The sequence below is a fragment of the Marivivens donghaensis genome (assembly GCF_030410045.1).
In the GTDB taxonomy this organism is placed as follows: Bacteria; Pseudomonadota; Alphaproteobacteria; order Rhodobacterales; family Rhodobacteraceae; genus Marivivens; species Marivivens donghaensis.
On sequence record NZ_JAUFRA010000009.1, the window covers coordinates 15621 to 31815 of the forward strand.

General features: G+C 55.4%; 12 protein-coding genes and 2 pseudogenes. 13 read left to right on the forward strand and 1 reads right to left on the reverse strand.

The window, feature by feature from the left end:
• Positions 1–10 precede the first annotated feature (10 nt).
• Positions 11–1267 carry a flavin-containing monooxygenase gene (locus QWY83_RS13340; RefSeq protein ID WP_249947183.1) on the reverse strand — a complete coding sequence of 419 codons (1257 nt, stop codon included), beginning with the start codon at positions 1265–1267 and terminating at the stop codon, positions 11–13.
• 273 nt (positions 1268–1540) lie between these two features.
• Here QWY83_RS13340 and QWY83_RS13345 point away from each other — a divergent pair, with 273 nt between their 5' ends.
• From QWY83_RS13345 to QWY83_RS13405, 13 genes and pseudogenes are all read left to right on the forward strand, one after another.
• Positions 1541–2620 (forward strand): aromatic ring-hydroxylating oxygenase subunit alpha, encoded by a 1080-nt coding sequence (locus QWY83_RS13345; protein ID WP_435404539.1) that lies wholly within the window; start codon positions 1541–1543, stop codon positions 2618–2620.
• 1 nt (position 2621) lies between these two features.
• Positions 2622–3047, forward strand: coding sequence for a RidA family protein (locus QWY83_RS13350; RefSeq protein WP_105235183.1), 426 nt, complete (start codon positions 2622–2624; stop codon positions 3045–3047).
• The gene (locus QWY83_RS13355; RefSeq protein WP_249947181.1) at positions 3044–3718 is read left to right on the forward strand and encodes a DUF1028 domain-containing protein; all 675 of its coding nucleotides are present in this window, start codon (positions 3044–3046) and stop codon (positions 3716–3718) included. The genes QWY83_RS13350 and QWY83_RS13355 overlap by 4 nt, the downstream gene beginning before the upstream one ends.
• A gap of 114 nt (positions 3719–3832) precedes the next feature.
• Positions 3833–4768 carry a LysR family transcriptional regulator gene (locus QWY83_RS13360; RefSeq protein WP_249947180.1) on the forward strand — a complete coding sequence of 312 codons (936 nt, stop codon included), beginning with the start codon at positions 3833–3835 and terminating at the stop codon, positions 4766–4768.
• A gap of 97 nt (positions 4769–4865) precedes the next feature.
• On the forward strand, positions 4866–6935 hold the full coding sequence (locus tag QWY83_RS13365; protein ID WP_249947179.1) for an oxidoreductase: 2070 nt from the start codon (positions 4866–4868) through the stop codon (positions 6933–6935).
• Positions 6932–8065 (forward strand): acetylornithine deacetylase, encoded by a 1134-nt coding sequence (gene argE / locus QWY83_RS13370; RefSeq protein ID WP_249947178.1) that lies wholly within the window; start codon positions 6932–6934, stop codon positions 8063–8065. The genes QWY83_RS13365 and argE overlap by 4 nt, the downstream gene beginning before the upstream one ends.
• A 205-nt stretch (positions 8066–8270) precedes the next feature.
• A complete protein-coding gene (locus tag QWY83_RS13375) occupies positions 8271–9362 on the forward strand; it encodes an ABC transporter ATP-binding protein (protein WP_290246010.1) in 1092 nt (363 codons plus the stop codon).
• A pseudogene (locus QWY83_RS13380) lies at positions 9362–10282 on the forward strand (ABC transporter permease). The gene QWY83_RS13375 and the pseudogene QWY83_RS13380 overlap by 1 nt, the downstream one beginning before the upstream one ends.
• A gap of 7 nt (positions 10283–10289) precedes the next feature.
• Positions 10290–11093, forward strand: a pseudogene (locus tag QWY83_RS13385) (ABC transporter permease).
• A 17-nt stretch (positions 11094–11110) separates the two neighbouring features.
• Entirely contained in the window at positions 11111–12148 is a 1038-nt protein-coding gene (locus QWY83_RS13390) for an extracellular solute-binding protein (RefSeq protein WP_249947177.1), read from the forward strand.
• 135 nt (positions 12149–12283) lie between these two features.
• Positions 12284–12571, forward strand: coding sequence for an SH3 domain-containing protein (locus QWY83_RS13395; RefSeq protein ID WP_249947202.1), 288 nt, complete (start codon positions 12284–12286; stop codon positions 12569–12571).
• Positions 12572–12639: 68 nt separating this feature from the next.
• The gene (locus QWY83_RS13400; RefSeq protein WP_249947176.1) at positions 12640–13188 is read left to right on the forward strand and encodes a YaeQ family protein; all 549 of its coding nucleotides are present in this window, start codon (positions 12640–12642) and stop codon (positions 13186–13188) included.
• A 194-nt stretch (positions 13189–13382) separates the two neighbouring features.
• A complete protein-coding gene (locus QWY83_RS13405; RefSeq protein WP_249947175.1) occupies positions 13383–16169 on the forward strand; it encodes a bifunctional aconitate hydratase 2/2-methylisocitrate dehydratase in 2787 nt (928 codons plus the stop codon).
• The last annotated feature ends 26 nt before the right edge of the window (positions 16170–16195 follow it).

Here is a 16195-nt window from a genome sequence, read left to right on the forward strand (position 1 = left end):
TCATGTCCTTCTACGATATGACTTCGGCCTCACCATGATAGCCCGAATAGTTGTGCTGGATCTGGATTTGGTCGGCGACAAACTTTGCATCATGCCAAGCGCCCCAGATAAAGGCAGACCCACGCCGAGTGAGCCATGGAAGGCCGAGGAAATAAACCCCTCTTTCTTTGCTCACGCCGCGTTGATGGATCGGGCGGCCGCGTTCATCAAAGGTGTCAGCCTCAAGCCACGAATAATCCAGCGCATACCCCGTGGCCCAAAGAATGGTCGTGATACCGTGTTCAGCGAGGTTCAGGTCAAGGATCGGGTTCACCATGCACTCTGGATCAGGTGGGATGATCTTTGCCTCTGGCTCTTCGGGAAGGTCCAAGCCGTTAGCCACGACAAAGGCGTCTGCTTCTTCCAGAACCGACAGGTAGTTCGCATCGCCACGGTTCACATTGTGGATGAGGTCATTTTCAAACCGCACGGTGCCGTCGGAATACCCTTTGGTCATGCCAACGAGGGTCAGGCCCTCATGGGCGAGCCTACGGAAATCCACGGTCTTGCCGCCCTCGGCCCCGCTGACCGCGATGGTGACGTGTTCGGTGCCAGGGTTGGGGGTGTCAGCGTTCCATTTGTTCAGAACGCCGAGCCACCACACGAAATCGCGGTTCCGATACCGACGCGGAGGGCGGTCGTGCGCACCGACGGACAGATAGACTTTTCGGCCAGCTTTGCGCAGTTCCTCAGCGATCTGAGTGCCCGACGACCCAGCGCCAACAACCAGAACGGCCCCCTCGGGCAATTGTTCGGGATTGTGGTAGCTGTTGGAATGCATCTGAAAGATCGGCGCATCCGTGGGGACTATGGGGGGAATGATCGGTTTCTGGAACGGACCCGTCGCTGCAATGATATGGCGGGCCTCAATCTGGCCCTCAGAGGTTTCCACGATAAAGCTAGAACCGCCTTTGACTTTGCTCACTCGTTTCACATCGACGTCCGTGCGGATCGGGGCGCCTATTTTCTTAGCATAGGCCACCATGTAATCGGCAACGTCCTCTTTACCGGGGAAGGCGTCAGGGTGGCAGTTGAATTCGAGGTTCGGAAAACGGTCATGCCATGCGGGGCCATTCATCACGAGAGAGTCCCAGCGTTCCGACCGCCACCGCTCTGCAATGCGGTGTCTTTCGAGGACGACATGTTCAATACCGTTGTTCGCCAGGTGTTCGCTTGCCGCGATGCCAGCCTGTCCGCCGCCAACCACAACCGTATCGATAACTTCCATCTGTGTTCTCCTAATCGTTGCCCCGACCCTAGGGGTAGGATTTGGCGAACTAAAAACATGTTTTGATGAAGCTTTGCTTTTGATCGGACTAACGCCGCTTAGAGCGAGGCTAAGCGCTGGTAAGGTAGTCCATTTCTTTTACTTGCCGATGCAGAGGCGCATGTTTGTCTGGTAGCGACGAATGAGGTGCCAGCCGTGGCAAAAGACAGTCCAATAGATCCTGTTGAGGAACTTCGGCAGTCTGTATCCGTGCCGTTTGAAAAGGCACGCGCTATGCCAACGTCTGTCTACACCTCTGACGCCTTCCTAGCCGAAGAGCTCACCCACATCTTTCGCAAGGATTGGTATTGCTTGGGCCGTGCATCGGCGCTGGGCAATGTAGGAGACTATGCGACCTGTGAATTGGCGGGTCAGCAGATCGTTGTCATTCGGGACCGTGATGGTGGTGACCTAAAGGCACTGTCGAATGTGTGTCTTCACCGTATGTCGACGCTCCTTGAGGGTCGGGGAAATGCAAAGCTGATCGTCTGCCCCTATCATGCGTGGACCTACAATCTGGACGGCAAACTGCGGGGTGCGCCTGCGATGACCCTGAATGAGGGGTTCTGCAAAGACGCATATGCCTTGCCGAATGTTCGCTGTGAGGAATGGAACGGGTGGGTCTTCGTAAACCTCGATCCTGATGCGGCCCCAGTGGCAGAGGCTCTGTCCGATCTCGATGCGATGCTCGCAGGCTATAACATGGAGGCCTACACAGAGGCCTTCTACGAAGAGCACGTCTGGGATACCAACTGGAAAGTCCTCGCTGAGAACTTCATGGAAAGCTACCACCTGCCTGTCTGTCACGCAGGAACGATTGGTGGACTGTCCAAGCTAGAGGATATGATCTGCCCACCTGGATTGCCCGCGTTCAACTACCATACGATCCTCAAGGATGAATCCCTGACCATCGCAATGGCGCATCCGTCAAATGACCGTCTCAAAGGTGAGGAACGTCGGACGACCTATCTCTTGGCGATTTATCCTAGTCTGCTGATCACGCTAACGCCCGGGTATTTCTGGTATCTCTCCCTGCACCCCAAAGGGCCGGGGCAAGTGCATATCCGCTTTGGCGGGGGCATGTCGGATGACTTTAAGGATGATCCATCTGTTCAAGACCACTTTGCCGCTCTGAAGGCATTGTTGGACGACGTGAATATCGAGGATCGCGGTTGCACAGAAAAGGTCTATCGTGGCCTTTGTTCAGATCTCGCTCGTCCGGGGCACCTGAGCCACCTCGAGCGACCAAACTACGATTTTGCTACTTATCTTATGTCCCGTATCGAAACGGGTCGGGCATCGAGCGGAGACTGAAATGGCCCATACGCGTATTCGCAAATTCAATACCAAAGAAACCTATCCCGAGCAGAACCTCGACAATGACCTGTGCCAAGCCGTCGTAACGCGTGGTGGTCGGACCGTTTGGATGCGCGGCCAATGTCCGCAGAACCTTGATGATGCGAAGAACATCGAAAGCCACGATCCAGCGGAGCAAACCCATAAGGTCATGCAAAACATCAAACAGCTGATCGAAGAAGCGGGTGGCACGATGGAGCATCTGGTAAAGGTGGTCGTCTATATCACCGATGTCCGCCACCGCGAGGCCGTCTATCGCACCATGGGCGAATACATTCGTGGCGTGTTTCCTGTCTCGACGGGGCTTGTTGTGACAGCCTTAGCGCGGCCTGATTGGCTCGTTGAAATTGATGCAACCGCCGTTATTCCGGATGACGAGGCATGACGTTCTCACTTGTTGCTCGCTGCGCTGAGACGGGAATGTTCGGCGTCGCCATTTCATCCTCTTCGCCCGCCGTCGCGGCTCGTTGTTCCTATGCACAGGCGGGCGTCGGGGCTGTCGCGTCGCAGAACGTGACCGACCCGACATTGGGGCCTCTGGGGCTAGAACTGATGGGACAGGGGCTGTCCGCGCCAGACGCGCTCGAACGTATTCGCCAGAACGGTGCCTTCATCGAATACCGACAAGTTCTCATGGTCGATGCGATGGGACGCACCGCAATTCATTCTGGCCCCAATGCGCTGGGCATTTGGTCCGAAGCGCAGGCGGAAAACGTTGCTTCTGGCGGAAATCTCCTCGCCGATAGCGGTGTTCCTCAGGCAATTGTCGATGGGTTCCTTGCGGCAGAGGGGCATCTGGGGGATCGGCTGATCGCTGCGATGCGGGCTGGCCTTGCCGCGGGTGGCGAAGCAGGTCCCGTTCATTCCGCAGGCATGAAGATCGTGGATAAGGTGTCGTGGCCTGTTGCGGACCTCAGGTGCGATTGGACCGAGGATTGCCCGATCGAGGCTATCGCGACGGCGTGGGACATCTACAAGCCGCAACTCGACGCCTATATCCAACGCGCCCTCGACCCACGCGAGGCGCCGTCATACGGCGTGCCGGGCGACGAATAAGCGGCCTAAATAAAGGGCAGTTTGACAGATTGCGAAGGCGCGGCAGCGTTCTTCCTTGAAAACCAAGGGGATCACGGTCAATGCTTGTGTGTCTGGGTCAGGCAAGGAATTAAAATGTTGAGGTATACCCTTCGGCAGATCGAGTATTTCGTCGCTGTCGGAGAAGCAGGAAGCATCGCACGGGCCTCTGAGCGTATCAACGTTTCGTCGCCTTCGATTTCCGCTGCGATCACACAGCTTGAGGCCGAATTTGGCTTACCGTTGTTTGTGCGACAGCACGCACAGGGCCTCTCTTTGACCCAAGCGGGACGCCAGATGATGGATCAAGCCCGTATCGTCCTGCGTGAGGCGGGCGCGCTGATGGACATCGCGGGCGACATTGCAGGGTCCGTCCGTGGTCCGTTGACGGTTGGGTGTCTGGTGACCTTTGCACAGTTGGTTCTCCCATCCCTGCGACGTGGGTTTGAAACGACCTACGACGACGTAAAAATGCGTCAGCACGAGATGAACCAAGTCGAACTGTTCAGTGCGCTACGTCGATCTGAGATTGATGTGGCTTTGACCTATGATCTCGGCCTGCCTGCTGACCTGCAGTTCACGCCGCTTCTCAAACTGCCACCCATCGCTCTGATGGGGGAAAACCATCCCTTGGTCGGGCAAGACAGCGTCACCATTGAAGACTTACTCAAGCACCCCATGGTACTGCTCGATCTGCCGCTGAGTTCGGACTACTTCCTCTCGTTCTTTGATGAAATCGGGGAAAAGCCAGTGATCGCTGAACGCACGCGCGACATGGCAGTGATGCGATCCATGGTTGGGAACGGCTTTGGGTATTCCATCGCAAACGTTCGCCCGCTTAGTCATACGTCACCAGATGGAAACTACGTGAAATGCGTGCCGATCACGGGCCCAGTGCGTCCGATGCGGATGGGGCTTTTGACCGCGCAGGACGTTCACCGTTCAAACGCGGTGCGTGCATTCATTGATTACGCCATTGGGATGGTGCGCGATGGTCGATTGTCGCAAATCGGCGGCTTGCCTCTGGTGTGAAGTCTTAGCGGCTGCCTAACCAATGATTTCGCAGCGCGGACTTGGTCAGCGCGGGCTGTTTGTTACGATCCGTCCATAGTCCGAAATGGAGCTGAAATTGCGCGATCCCCGTTACGATATTCTCTTTGAACCTCTGACAATCGGACCTGTTAAGGCCAAAAACAGGTTCTATCAGGTGCCGCATTGTAACGGCGGGGGATATCGCGACCCTTCTGCGGCGGCGGCAATGCGGGGGATTAAATCCGAGGGCGGCTGGGGTGTGATTTTCACCGAACAGACCGAGATGCACCATACCTCGGAAATCACGCCCTTCATCGAATTACGCCTGTGGGAGGATAAAGACATCCCAATGTTGGCCCGCATGGCCGACAAGATGAAAGAGCACGGTGCGCTCGCTGGTATTCAGCTAGCCTATTCTGGGATCAACGGGCCGAACCTCTATACCAAGGAGGTCCCGCTGGCAGTTTCTGCGGGACCAATCCGCACGTTCACCAATGATCCTGTTCAGGCCCGCGCGCTCTATAAGGACGAGATCAAGGATCTTCGCCGTTGGTTCGTAAATGCAGCCAAACGGGCCAAGATCGCGGGTTTCGATCTGATCTGTCTTTACGGAGCGCATGGGTTCGGGATTTTCCAGCATTTCCTCAGCCGCGCGACCAATATGCGAGACGACGAATACGGCGGTAGCCTCGAAAATCGTTCCCGTTTTGCGCGGGAGGTCATCGCTGACATACGGGATGCGGTGAGTGATACGATGGGGATCACGCTACGCGTCTCGCTGAATGAAACGATTGGTGACCTTGGATTTTCAAACGCTGAGGTGCGTGACTTTGTAGAGATGAACAAAGACCTGCCGGACCTTTGGGATTTGGCGCATGGCACGTGGGAGGATTGCTCGGGTCCATCGCGGTTCAAAGAAGAAGCGGCTCAAGAGGTTTTGGTCAAAGGTATCAAAGAGTTGTCGTCCAAACCTGTTGTCGGGGTAGGGCGGTTTACATCGCCCGATGTGATGGCGCGGATGATCAAATCGGGCACGCTTGATGCGATTGGTTGCGCACGTCCGTCAATCGCTGACCCATTCCTGCCGAACAAGATTATGGAAGGGCGGATCGAAGACATTCGCGAATGTATCGGCTGCAATATCTGCATCACGGGTGACATGACCATGTCGATCAGCCGCTGCACGCAGAACCCCACGTTCATGGAGGAATGGCGCAAAGGCTGGCACCCAGAGCGGATGAACGCGAAAGGTGACAGCAAATCCGTTCTCGTCGTCGGTGCTGGACCTGCGGGTTTAGAGGCGACGCGCGCTTTGGCGGAACGCGGGTATGATGTGGCGCTCGCCGAAGCTGGAACGGTTTTGGGCGGGCGCGTGGCCAAGGAACGTCTGCTGCCGGGGTTGTCCGCATGGGGACGCGTGGCTGACTATCGGGAATATCAAATCAGCCAAAAGCCCAACGTCGAAACCTATTTTGACAGTGCCCTCGATGCCGAGAGCATCCTTGAGTTCGGGTTTGAAAACGTTTGCATCGCCACGGGGAGCACATGGCGCCGTGATGGGGTCAGTCGCCAGCACGTCGTGCCGTTCGCGATGGACGCCGTGATGCCGATTTTTACGCCTGACGACATTATGGCGGGCACTCTCCCTAGCGGTAAGGTCGTGATCTACGATGATGATCACTACTATATGGGCGGCGTCATTGCAGAGCTTTTGCAGTCCAAAGGCTGCGATGTCACCATCGTGACCCCATCGGCCTATTTGTCCGATTGGACGGTGAACACGCTAGAACAACACACCATCCATCGCCGTCTCGCCAATATGGGTGTTCAGATTATTCTGAACCGTGGGGTCGTCGGGATCACCTCGGGCACCGTTCAGACGAACTGCACCTACACCGATCAAATCATGGAAATCGACGCAGAGGCGGTTGTGATCGTCGCATCGCGGATATCGAACGATCAACTGTTCCATGACCTCATGGTGCGTAAATCGGAGTGGGCGGACGCTGGGATCAAGACCGTCAAGATTATCGGGGACGCCGAGGCGCCTGGGCCAATCGCGTGGTCAACCTATGCGGGGCACCGCTATGCACGCGAGCTGGATGGCGAGGATATTGGCGACGCGCTGCCGTTCCGCCGTGAAGTAACTGCATTGGGTGATTTGTGAGCCGCACCATTGAAATCCTGCGCGAGTTGGTTGCGTTCGACACGGTCAGCGCAAAGTCCAATTTAGCGATCATTGATTGGATCGAAGCGCACCTCACCGCGCTCGGGTTTCGTGTGACTCGGATAACGGATCCTTATGAACCCAAGGCGGGGCTCTATGCCGAGATCGGCCCCGAAGGTGACGGTGTGGTTTTGTCCGCCCATACCGATGTGGTGCCTGTTGAAGGGCAAAACTGGACGCGGCCTCCTTTTGAACTGACCGAAGAGGACGGGCGGCTCTACGGGCGCGGGACCACTGATATGAAGGGGTTCCTCGCTTCTGTTTTGGCGTTTGCCGAAGTGGCTGCTGGGGCCGACCTAACGGCCCCGATCAAGCTTGTGATTTCCTATGACGAGGAAATCGGTTGCGTTGGGATGGGGCGAATGATCGAAGCGTTGCGTCCTTTGATCGGGACGCCGCGGGTTTGTATTGTGGGCGAACCAACCTCGCTCGATGTGGCGATTGGGCATAAAGGGAAAAAGAGCTACCGCGCTATTTGTCGTGGTGAGGCGGGCCATTCCGCGCTCGCGCCGAAGTTTGTGAACGCGATTTATGTGGCGACTGATCTGATCTCGGGGCTTCGAACCTTGCAGGCGAAATTCGCTGGTTCTGGCGTCGTGGATGACGACTATACCGTTCCATATTCGACGGTCCATGTAGGCAAGCTGACGGGCGGAACAGCGTTGAATATCGTGCCAGATGTGGCTGAACTCTTATTCGAAATCAGGTATTTGGCGGCAGATCGTATAGAGGATTTCGAGGCCGACTTGGCGGCGCTGGTTGCTCAGGTCGAACAGGATCGTAAGGGCGCGGTCATCGAAATTGATGGTTTGATCTCTTATCCGGGTCTCGATGTGAAGCCCGATGCGGACTGCGTGAAATTCATGCAGCGGATCAGCGGTAAAAACGGCGTCACAAAGGTGGCCTACGGAACGGAGGCTGGGTTTTTCGATGCCATCGGTATTCCGACCGTTGTGTGCGGCCCCGGATCGATGGAAGGGCAAGGGCATAAAGCGGATGAGTATATCCTGACATCCGAGCTAGAGGCCTGTGACGCTATGTTGCTGCGATTGCTCGAGGACCTCGTTTAGGTTTTTGACCTGCGCAAATTATGAGCGACGAGCCCAATTAACTGTCTAAGCCAATTAGCGGTCGCTTTGGTTTTGATCAAATCCACAGAAACTATGTATCTTAGTCTAAACCTAATGACTGCTGTGGCACACCGTTATTAGGGAAACTGGGATTCCCTCCATAGTCTAACTGTATTGAGCAGGACCAAATCGGGGGGCCGTGCAATTGCATTCTGATCGACCAATTGCCGTCGATGTTCGCGACGCCGTTAAAGTGTATGGTGATTTTACTGCGCTGAAGCGTGTTTCGCTTTCTATCCATGATAATGAATTCTTCACGCTGCTGGGTCCGTCGGGCTGCGGTAAAACCACGCTTTTGCGAATGATCGCTGGCTTTGAGGATGTGACCGAAGGGTCCATTGCGCTGTTCGGTGAACCGATTGCCGCGTTGCCGCCGCACAAACGACCCGTGAATACGGTGTTCCAGAACTACGCTCTGTTTCCGCATATGACGGTCTTGGACAATGTGGGCTTTGGGCTTGAGATGCTCGGGCGGTCCAAATCCGAGGCACGAAAACGGGCGGGTGAGGTGCTTGAGATGGTTCAGCTGAGCCAGTTTTCGTCGCGCAAGCCATCGCAATTGTCTGGCGGGCAGCAACAACGTGTGGCCCTTGCGAGGGCCTTGGCACCTCAGCCCAAGGTGTTGCTACTGGACGAGCCATTATCGGCGCTCGATCTCAAGCTGCGCAAAGCGATGCAGTTGGAACTAAAGCACCTACAACGCGAAACGGGGATCACATTCATCTTTGTCACCCACGACCAAGAAGAAGCCCTAACCATGTCGGATCGTATCGCGGTGATGTCCGCAGGTGAACTGCAACAACTTGGCGATGCGAGGGAGATTTATGAGCGGCCCAAAAACCGTTTTGTCGCGGATTTCATCGGGGACACGAACCTGATTGAGGTCACTGTTGATGCGGTCGCGGAGGGTCAGGCCAAATGTCATTTGGGCGGTGGTCATGCATTGATTTGTGACGAGGTCGAAGGCGTCAAAGCGGGCGATAAGGTGCATATGTCGATGCGACCCGAACGCCTGTTCCTCTCTGAGGAACCGATGGCCGCCGAAGGGTTCAAGGGCACCGTGCGCGAGAACATCTTTATCGGGACGGATATCACCACCATCGTCGCGCTGAACGAGGGGCCAGACTTTACCATTCGCGCTTCGAATTCGTCGCGCGGGAATTCGCGTGTGTTCGACATCGGTGCAGAGGTCGTCGTTAATATGGAGCAGGGGGCAGGCCGCCTCCTGACTGACTGATGGCGGGTGGGGCAAGCACGGGCGGTTCGTCGCAGAGCGAAACATTTGCACCCGCGCGGTATTGGCTGCTTTTGCCGTCATGGGTGACGCTGACCATCCTCGTTCTCGCGCCTGTCTCAATGATGATGGTCTATTCCTTCCTGACCAAAGAATTCCGTGGCGGTGTGATCTGAGAATTCACACTCTCGGCCTACGACCAGTTCTTCTTTGATCGCGGGCTGTTTGGGGACGATCCACCTGTCCTCCAGTGGACCTACATTTCGATCTTTTGGCGGTCGATTTGGCAGGCGGGCGTGGCAACGCTGATGAGCCTCGCTATCGGGTTTCCCACGGCCTATTTCATCGCAACACGGCCCGAGAAAGAGCGCGCGATCTGGGTGTTTTTGGTAACCATTCCCTATTGGGTGAACCTCTTAATCCGCACGGTTTCGATGAAGTTTTTGCTGCGGGATCAGGGGCCTCTGAATGATTTGCTGGTGGGGTCAGGTCTGTTGTCGGAACCTTTGGCGATCGTGAACACAAACTTTGCTGTGCAATTGGGGCTGTTCTATTCCTACCTGCCGTTCATGGTGCTGCCGATCTATGCCGCTGTCGAACGCTATAACTTTGCCTTGTCCGAGGCGGCGGCAGACCTCTACGCCACACGGTGGACCGTGTTGCGGCGCATCCTCTTGCCCTCGGTCAAACCCGGCATCGTTGCGGGTTGTATCCTCGTCTTTGTGCCGTCGCTCGGGTCGTTCCTTGCGCCTGATCTATTGGGCGGTGCGAAGAATTTTATGATCGGGTCCCTTATCGAAGAGCAGTTCAAAGGGAACGCGGGCAACTGGCCGTTCGGGGCGGCGGCGTCGATGATCCTTTTGACCTTGGTGATGGTCATTCTTCTGATCTCTGCGCGGCAGCAGGCGAAAGGGGAGAAATGACATGGCAATGAAGAGCTATGATCTACGCCAATATCCCAGCTTCAAGGCGATCACGATTTTCTGCCTGTTTATCCTCTACTCGCCGTTGTTGGTCGTCACGGTCTACAGCTTCAACGACTCGGTCTCGATCACCAACTGGGAGGGCGTTTCGCTACGCTAGTACGCAGAGGTCTTTACCGGTGCGGAGAGCGAGAAATTCAAAATCGCAGCGCGAAACAGTTTCGTCATCGCGCTGATCGCGGCGAGTGCATCGACGGTGATGGCAACCTTTGCGGCGACTGCGATCCTTCGGGGCGGACGGTTCAAGCTACGGACCGCGTCGTTTGGTCTGATCTCATTGCCGCTGATGGTGCCAGAGATCGTGACGGCGGTCGCAACGCTGATCTTTTTCAACGCAATCGGCGTCGACCGTGGTTTGATCACCATCCTCTTGGCCCACATCGCGTTTTGCATTCCGTTCGCCTATTTGCCGATCTCGGCACGAATGCAAGGGATCGAGGCGACCTATGAACAAGCCGCGATGGACCTTTATGCGACCCGCGCCAAGGCGTTCACCCGTGTTCTGCTCCCGCTGATGATGCCGGGGATTATTTCGGGCTGGTTGCTCGCGTTTATCGTATCGCTCGACGATTTCATCATCACCAATTTCGTAAAAGGCGCAGGGGTTGAAACCCTGCCAACAGCGATCTTCGGATCGGTGAAACAGGGCATAAAGCCCAACATCATGGCTATTTCCACGATGCTCCTTGGGGTGTCGGTGGTGATGGTCACGCTCTCTTGGTTCATTAGCCGAAGGGACAACAATAAATGAACAACATGGAGGTTGTTATGAAGTCCATTATCAAATCGACAGTGGCGGCTGCAGCGCTGACTGTCACTGCAGGGGCTGCGCTGGCTGAGGGGCAGCTGGTGATTTACCACTGGTTTGAATACATTCCACAAGAGCTGCTCGACAAATTCGCCGCTGAGAATGACGTCGAGATCATCATGGACACTTACGACAGCAACGAGGCGCTTCTTGCGGCGCTCAAGGCGGGTGCGATGGGCACCTACAACGTTGCTGTGCCGGGTGACTACATGGTGCAGATCATGGCGGGCGAGGGGTTGCTCGATACCGTGGCTGACGGGGAACTGGCGAATAAGGGGAATATCCTTCCCCAATGGGCGGACCCAAGCTTTGACCCTGGTCGTATGCATTCGATCCCGTATCAGTGGGGGTCGACCTCTTTTGCGGTGAACCGAGATGTATATGCGGGCGACATCAATACCACATCGATCCTCTTTGATCCGCCCGCTGAGTTGTCGGGCAAAATCAACATGCTCGACAGTCAGGGCGAAGTGATGGCGATGGCGGCCCTTCACCTCGGTATCCCGCAATGTTCGAGCGACCGTGACCAGCTCAAGGCGCTGAATGACATGCTGCAATCGGCCAAAGTGCATTGGGCTTCGTTCAACTCTGACACGGCGAAAGAAGTGCTCGTGTCTGGTGATGCGGCTGTTGGACAGATCTACGACGGTTTCGGCGCTAAAGCCCGCGAAGAGGGCGCACCGATTGAATACGCGTTCCCGCGTGAAGGTTATGTCGTCTGGATGGACAACGTGGTTCTGCTGAAAGACGCGCCGAACCGCGCAAACGCGATCAAGTTCATGGACTTCCTGTTGGAGCCTGAAAACATCGCGGCCGTGTCGAACTACGCACGCTACGTCGCGGGTGTGGATGGCGTCGCACCATACCTCGATCCGACGCTCGCCAGCCAACCTGAATCCAACCCGCCCGCAGACGCTGGCCCAGGTGTGTTCATTGAGGTTTGCGATCAGCAGGTTCAGGAAATCTACGACCGTATCTGGACTGACCTGAAGAACTAAATCGTTCGGCCCTCTGATTTAGCGATCAGGGGGCCTTTTACTTTGAGACCGCGGAAATCCCTTGATATGTGCCGTTCGTAGGTTGGACCTCTGGTTCCTTTCGTGCATCATTACCGAAAAAGATGTGAGGATATGATGCGCAGCACTATTGCAAAAGTCGTCGTCGGGCTTGGTGTACTCGCGGGCTGTTCTTCGGTCGTGGGGAGCCGCGCTGTGGTGAACGGCGTTGGTGCCAACGATATGCTCAAACTGCGGGCAGGGCCGGGGTTGGGCTATGAGATCATTATGGGTCTGCCAGACGGGACAGTTCTCAATCAGCATGAGTGCGTGACCGAGGTGGGGCAACGTTGGTGCCACGTGTCCCTTGCGTCGGGGATCGGTGTTTCGGGGTATGTCTCTGCTGACTATCTGAACACATACTGATCGTTATCTGCTTTCACATTGGCGCCAGAGGCTTTACGCAGCCCTAGGATTCAATTTCGGGGGCGGCCATGGCGCAGAAAGCTACCATCTATAAAGTCGAACTCTCTGTCTCTGACATGGATCGTCACTATTACGAGACGCATAAGCTCACCATTGCCAAACACCCTTCGGAAACGGATGAGCGGATGATGGTGCGTCTCTTAGCTTTTGCTCTGAACGCGCATGAGCAGCTCGAGATGACCAAAGGGATTTCGACTGACGATGAGCCCGATATCTGGCAAAAGAGCCTCAGTGACGAACTTGAGCTGTGGATCGCCCTCGGTTTGCCGAGCGATAAGGTCGTGCGTCAATCCTGCGCTAAGGCACAAAAGGTCGTGATCTACACCTACGGCGGTAGAACTGCGGATGTCTGGTGGGATAAGATCCAAAACAGCACCAGTCGGTTTGATAACCTTCAGGTCATGGCGTTGTCTGAACAGTCGACGATCGAACTTGCGGGCCTCGCGGATCGTTCGATGAAGCTGCAGGTGAATATCCAAGACGGTGATGTGATGGTCAGCGTTGGCGATCAGATCGTTTACGTCACACCGACGACACTAAAATCAGCGTTGAACTGACGCGCGGTACGAGATGCCACAGTTGCCCTTAGGGCACCCTCTATGGCAGGTTGCCGACAAATTGGTGCATTCGTCGCAGTCGCCTATCTTGCATCTGCGATTTGATTTGTATACAATTGTGCACAATACGGCGCGGGGTCGGTTTTTTGCCGTCGCGCCGACATGAAATAGATAGTCTTCCACCGGAGATACCAATGAGCCTCTATGCCAGCTACCTCGAAGAGATCGAAGCCCGCAAAGCGCAGGGGCTTAGCCCCAAGCCGATCGATGATGGCGCTCTGACTGCCGAAATCATTGAGCAGATCAAGGACGTCAACAACGCGCACCGCGCCGATTCCTTGAAATACTTCATCTACAACACGCTCCCCGGCACCACGAGCGCCGCTGGCGTTAAGGCTGAGTTCCTCAAAGAGATCATCCTTGGTCAAGCAACTGTTGCTGAGATCGACACCGCATTCGCGTTTGAACTGCTGTCGCACATGAAGGGCGGACCTTCGGTCAAGGTTTTGCTCGACCTCGCGCTCGGCGATGATCAGGCAATTGCTGAATCCGCAGCGGAAGTTCTGAAAACCCAAGTGTTCCTCTACGAGGCTGACACTGATCGTCTGAAAGCGGCTCATGCGGCTGGCAACGCTGTTGCGACCGACATTCTGAAAAGCTACGCAAACGCTGAATTCTTCACCCGTCTGCCTGAGATCGAAGAAGAAATCGAAGTCGTGACCTTTGTTGCTGCTGAGGGCGACATTTCGACCGACCTTCTGTCGCCGGGTAACCAAGCACACTCGCGCGCTGACCGCGAACTGCACGGCAAATGCATGTGCGATGAAGCGGCACAGAAACACATCGAAGAGCTGAAACTCCAGCACCCTGGCAAGCGCGTCATGATGATCGCTGAAAAGGGCACGATGGGCGTAGGTTCGTCGCGTATGTCTGGCGTGAACAACGTCGCGCTGTGGACTGGTAAGCAAGCATCGCCTTACGTGCCGTTCGTGAACATCGCACCTGTTGTCGCTGGCACCAACGGCATCTCGCCGATCTTCTTGACCACTGTCGGCGTGACCGGCGGTATCGGTCTCGACCTTAAAAACTGGGTTAAAAAGCTGGACGAAGACGGTAAACCGATCCTCGGTAACGACGGCAATCCGCTGCTCGAGCAGAAGTATTCGGTCGAAACTGGTAAGGTCCTTAAGATCAACACCAAGAAAAAGAAACTCTACGACGAAAACGGCGAAGAGTTGGTTGATCTGTCCTCCTCCTTCACCCCGCAAAAAGTCGAGTTCATGAAAGCTGGCGGTTCCTACGCCATCGTTTTCGGTAAAAAGCTCCAGACTGTTGCTGCTGATATCCTCGGCGTTGAGGCACCTGTTGTCTTTGCTCCGTCCAAAGAAATCAGCCACGAAGGTCAAGGCCTCACCGCAGTTGAGAAAATCTTTAACGCGAACGCTGTTGGCGTCACTCCGGGCAAGGTTCTGCACGCTGGTTCCGACGTTCGCGTGAAGGTCAATATTGTTGGTTCCCAAGACACCACTGGCCCGATGACGGCTCAGGAACTCGAAGCGATGGCTGCAACCGTGATCTCGCCTAACGTTGACGGCGCGTATCAGTCGGGCTGCCACACTGCATCGGTTTGGGACAAGAAGGCACAGGACAATATTCCGCGCCTGATGAGCTTCATGAACAAATTTGGTCTCGTAACCGGTCGTGACCCGAAGGGTGTCTACCACCCGATGACTGACGTTATTCACAAGGTTCTCAACGACATCACCGTTGATGATCGTGCGATCATCATCGGCGGCGACAGCCACACGCGTATGTCGAAAGGCGTCGCATTCGGTGCGGACTCGGGCACTGTGGCTCTGGCTCTTGCAACAGGTGAGGCGTCGATGCCGATCCCAGAGTCGGTCAAAGTCACCTTCAAAGGTTCGATGGTCGAATACATGGATTTCCGTGATGTTGTTCACGCAACGCAACAGCAGATGCTGAAGCAGTGCGGCGACAACGTATTCCAAGGTCGTGTCATCGAAGTGCACATCGGTACCTTGCTCGCAGACCAAGCGTTCACCTTCACCGACTGGACTGCAGAGATGAAGGCGAAAGCGTCGATCTGTATCTCTGATGATGAGACCCTGATTGAATCGCTGGAAATCGCGAAACACCGCATCCAGATCATGATCGACAAGGGTATGGATCAGGAGAGCGGCATGCTCGCGAACCTGATCGCAATCGCTGACAAGCGTATCGCTGAGATCCGTTCGGGCGAGAAACCGGCGCTGAAACCTGATGCGAACGCAAAATACTTCGCTGAGGTTGTTGTCGATCTCGACATCATCGACGAGCCGATGATCGCTGACCCTGATGTGAACAACGCTGATGTGTCCAAGCGCTACACCCACGACACCATTCGTCCGATCTCGTACTACGGTGCAGAGAAAAAGGTCGATCTGGGCTTTGTCGGTTCGTGCATGGTTCACAAGGGCGACATCAAGATCGTCGCTCAGATGCTGCGCAACATCGAAGAAGTTAACGGCAAGGTAGAGTTCAAAGCTCCGCTTGTTGTTGCTGCTCCGACCTACAACATCATCGACGAACTGAAGGAAGAGGGCGATTGGGAAATTCTCCAGAAGTATTCTGGTTTTGAATTCAATGACCTCGCGCCCAAAGCTAACGCGCGCACCGAGTATGAGAACATCCTCTACCTCGAGCGTCCGGGTTGTAACCTCTGCATGGGTAACCAGGAAAAAGCAGCGAAAGGTGACACCGTTCTCGCCACCTCGACCCGCCTGTTCCAAGGGCGCGTTGTAGCCGACAGCGACACCAAGAAAGGTGAATCGCTGCTGGCGTCGACACCGGTTGTTGTGCTCTCGGCGATCCTTGGCCGCACCCCGACATTGGCTGAATACAAAGCAGCCGTTAAGGGTATCAACCTGACCAAATTCGTTCCGACGAAAACACCGTTGGATGCTCTCTCCGTTCACTTCTGATCTGAGTAGAGTTTGAAATAGAAACG

What these genes read in the sequence shown, in the direction of transcription:
- QWY83_RS13340 (WP_249947183.1), bottom strand. Translation starts at nt 1,267, where the DNA reads ATGGAAGTTATCGATACGGTTGTGGTTGGCGGCGGACAGGCTGGCATC.
- QWY83_RS13345 (WP_435404539.1), top strand. Translation starts at nt 1,541, where the DNA reads ATGCCAACGTCTGTCTACACCTCTGACGCCTTCCTAGCCGAAGAGCTC.
- QWY83_RS13350 (WP_105235183.1), top strand. Translation starts at nt 2,622, where the DNA reads ATGGCCCATACGCGTATTCGCAAATTCAATACCAAAGAAACCTATCCC.
- QWY83_RS13355 (WP_249947181.1), top strand. Translation starts at nt 3,044, where the DNA reads ATGACGTTCTCACTTGTTGCTCGCTGCGCTGAGACGGGAATGTTCGGC.
- QWY83_RS13360 (WP_249947180.1), top strand. Translation starts at nt 3,833, where the DNA reads ATGTTGAGGTATACCCTTCGGCAGATCGAGTATTTCGTCGCTGTCGGA.
- QWY83_RS13390 (WP_249947177.1), top strand. Translation starts at nt 11,111, where the DNA reads ATGAAGTCCATTATCAAATCGACAGTGGCGGCTGCAGCGCTGACTGTC.
- QWY83_RS13395 (WP_249947202.1), top strand. Translation starts at nt 12,284, where the DNA reads ATGCGCAGCACTATTGCAAAAGTCGTCGTCGGGCTTGGTGTACTCGCG.
- QWY83_RS13400 (WP_249947176.1), top strand. Translation starts at nt 12,640, where the DNA reads ATGGCGCAGAAAGCTACCATCTATAAAGTCGAACTCTCTGTCTCTGAC.
- QWY83_RS13405 (WP_249947175.1), top strand. Translation starts at nt 13,383, where the DNA reads ATGAGCCTCTATGCCAGCTACCTCGAAGAGATCGAAGCCCGCAAAGCG.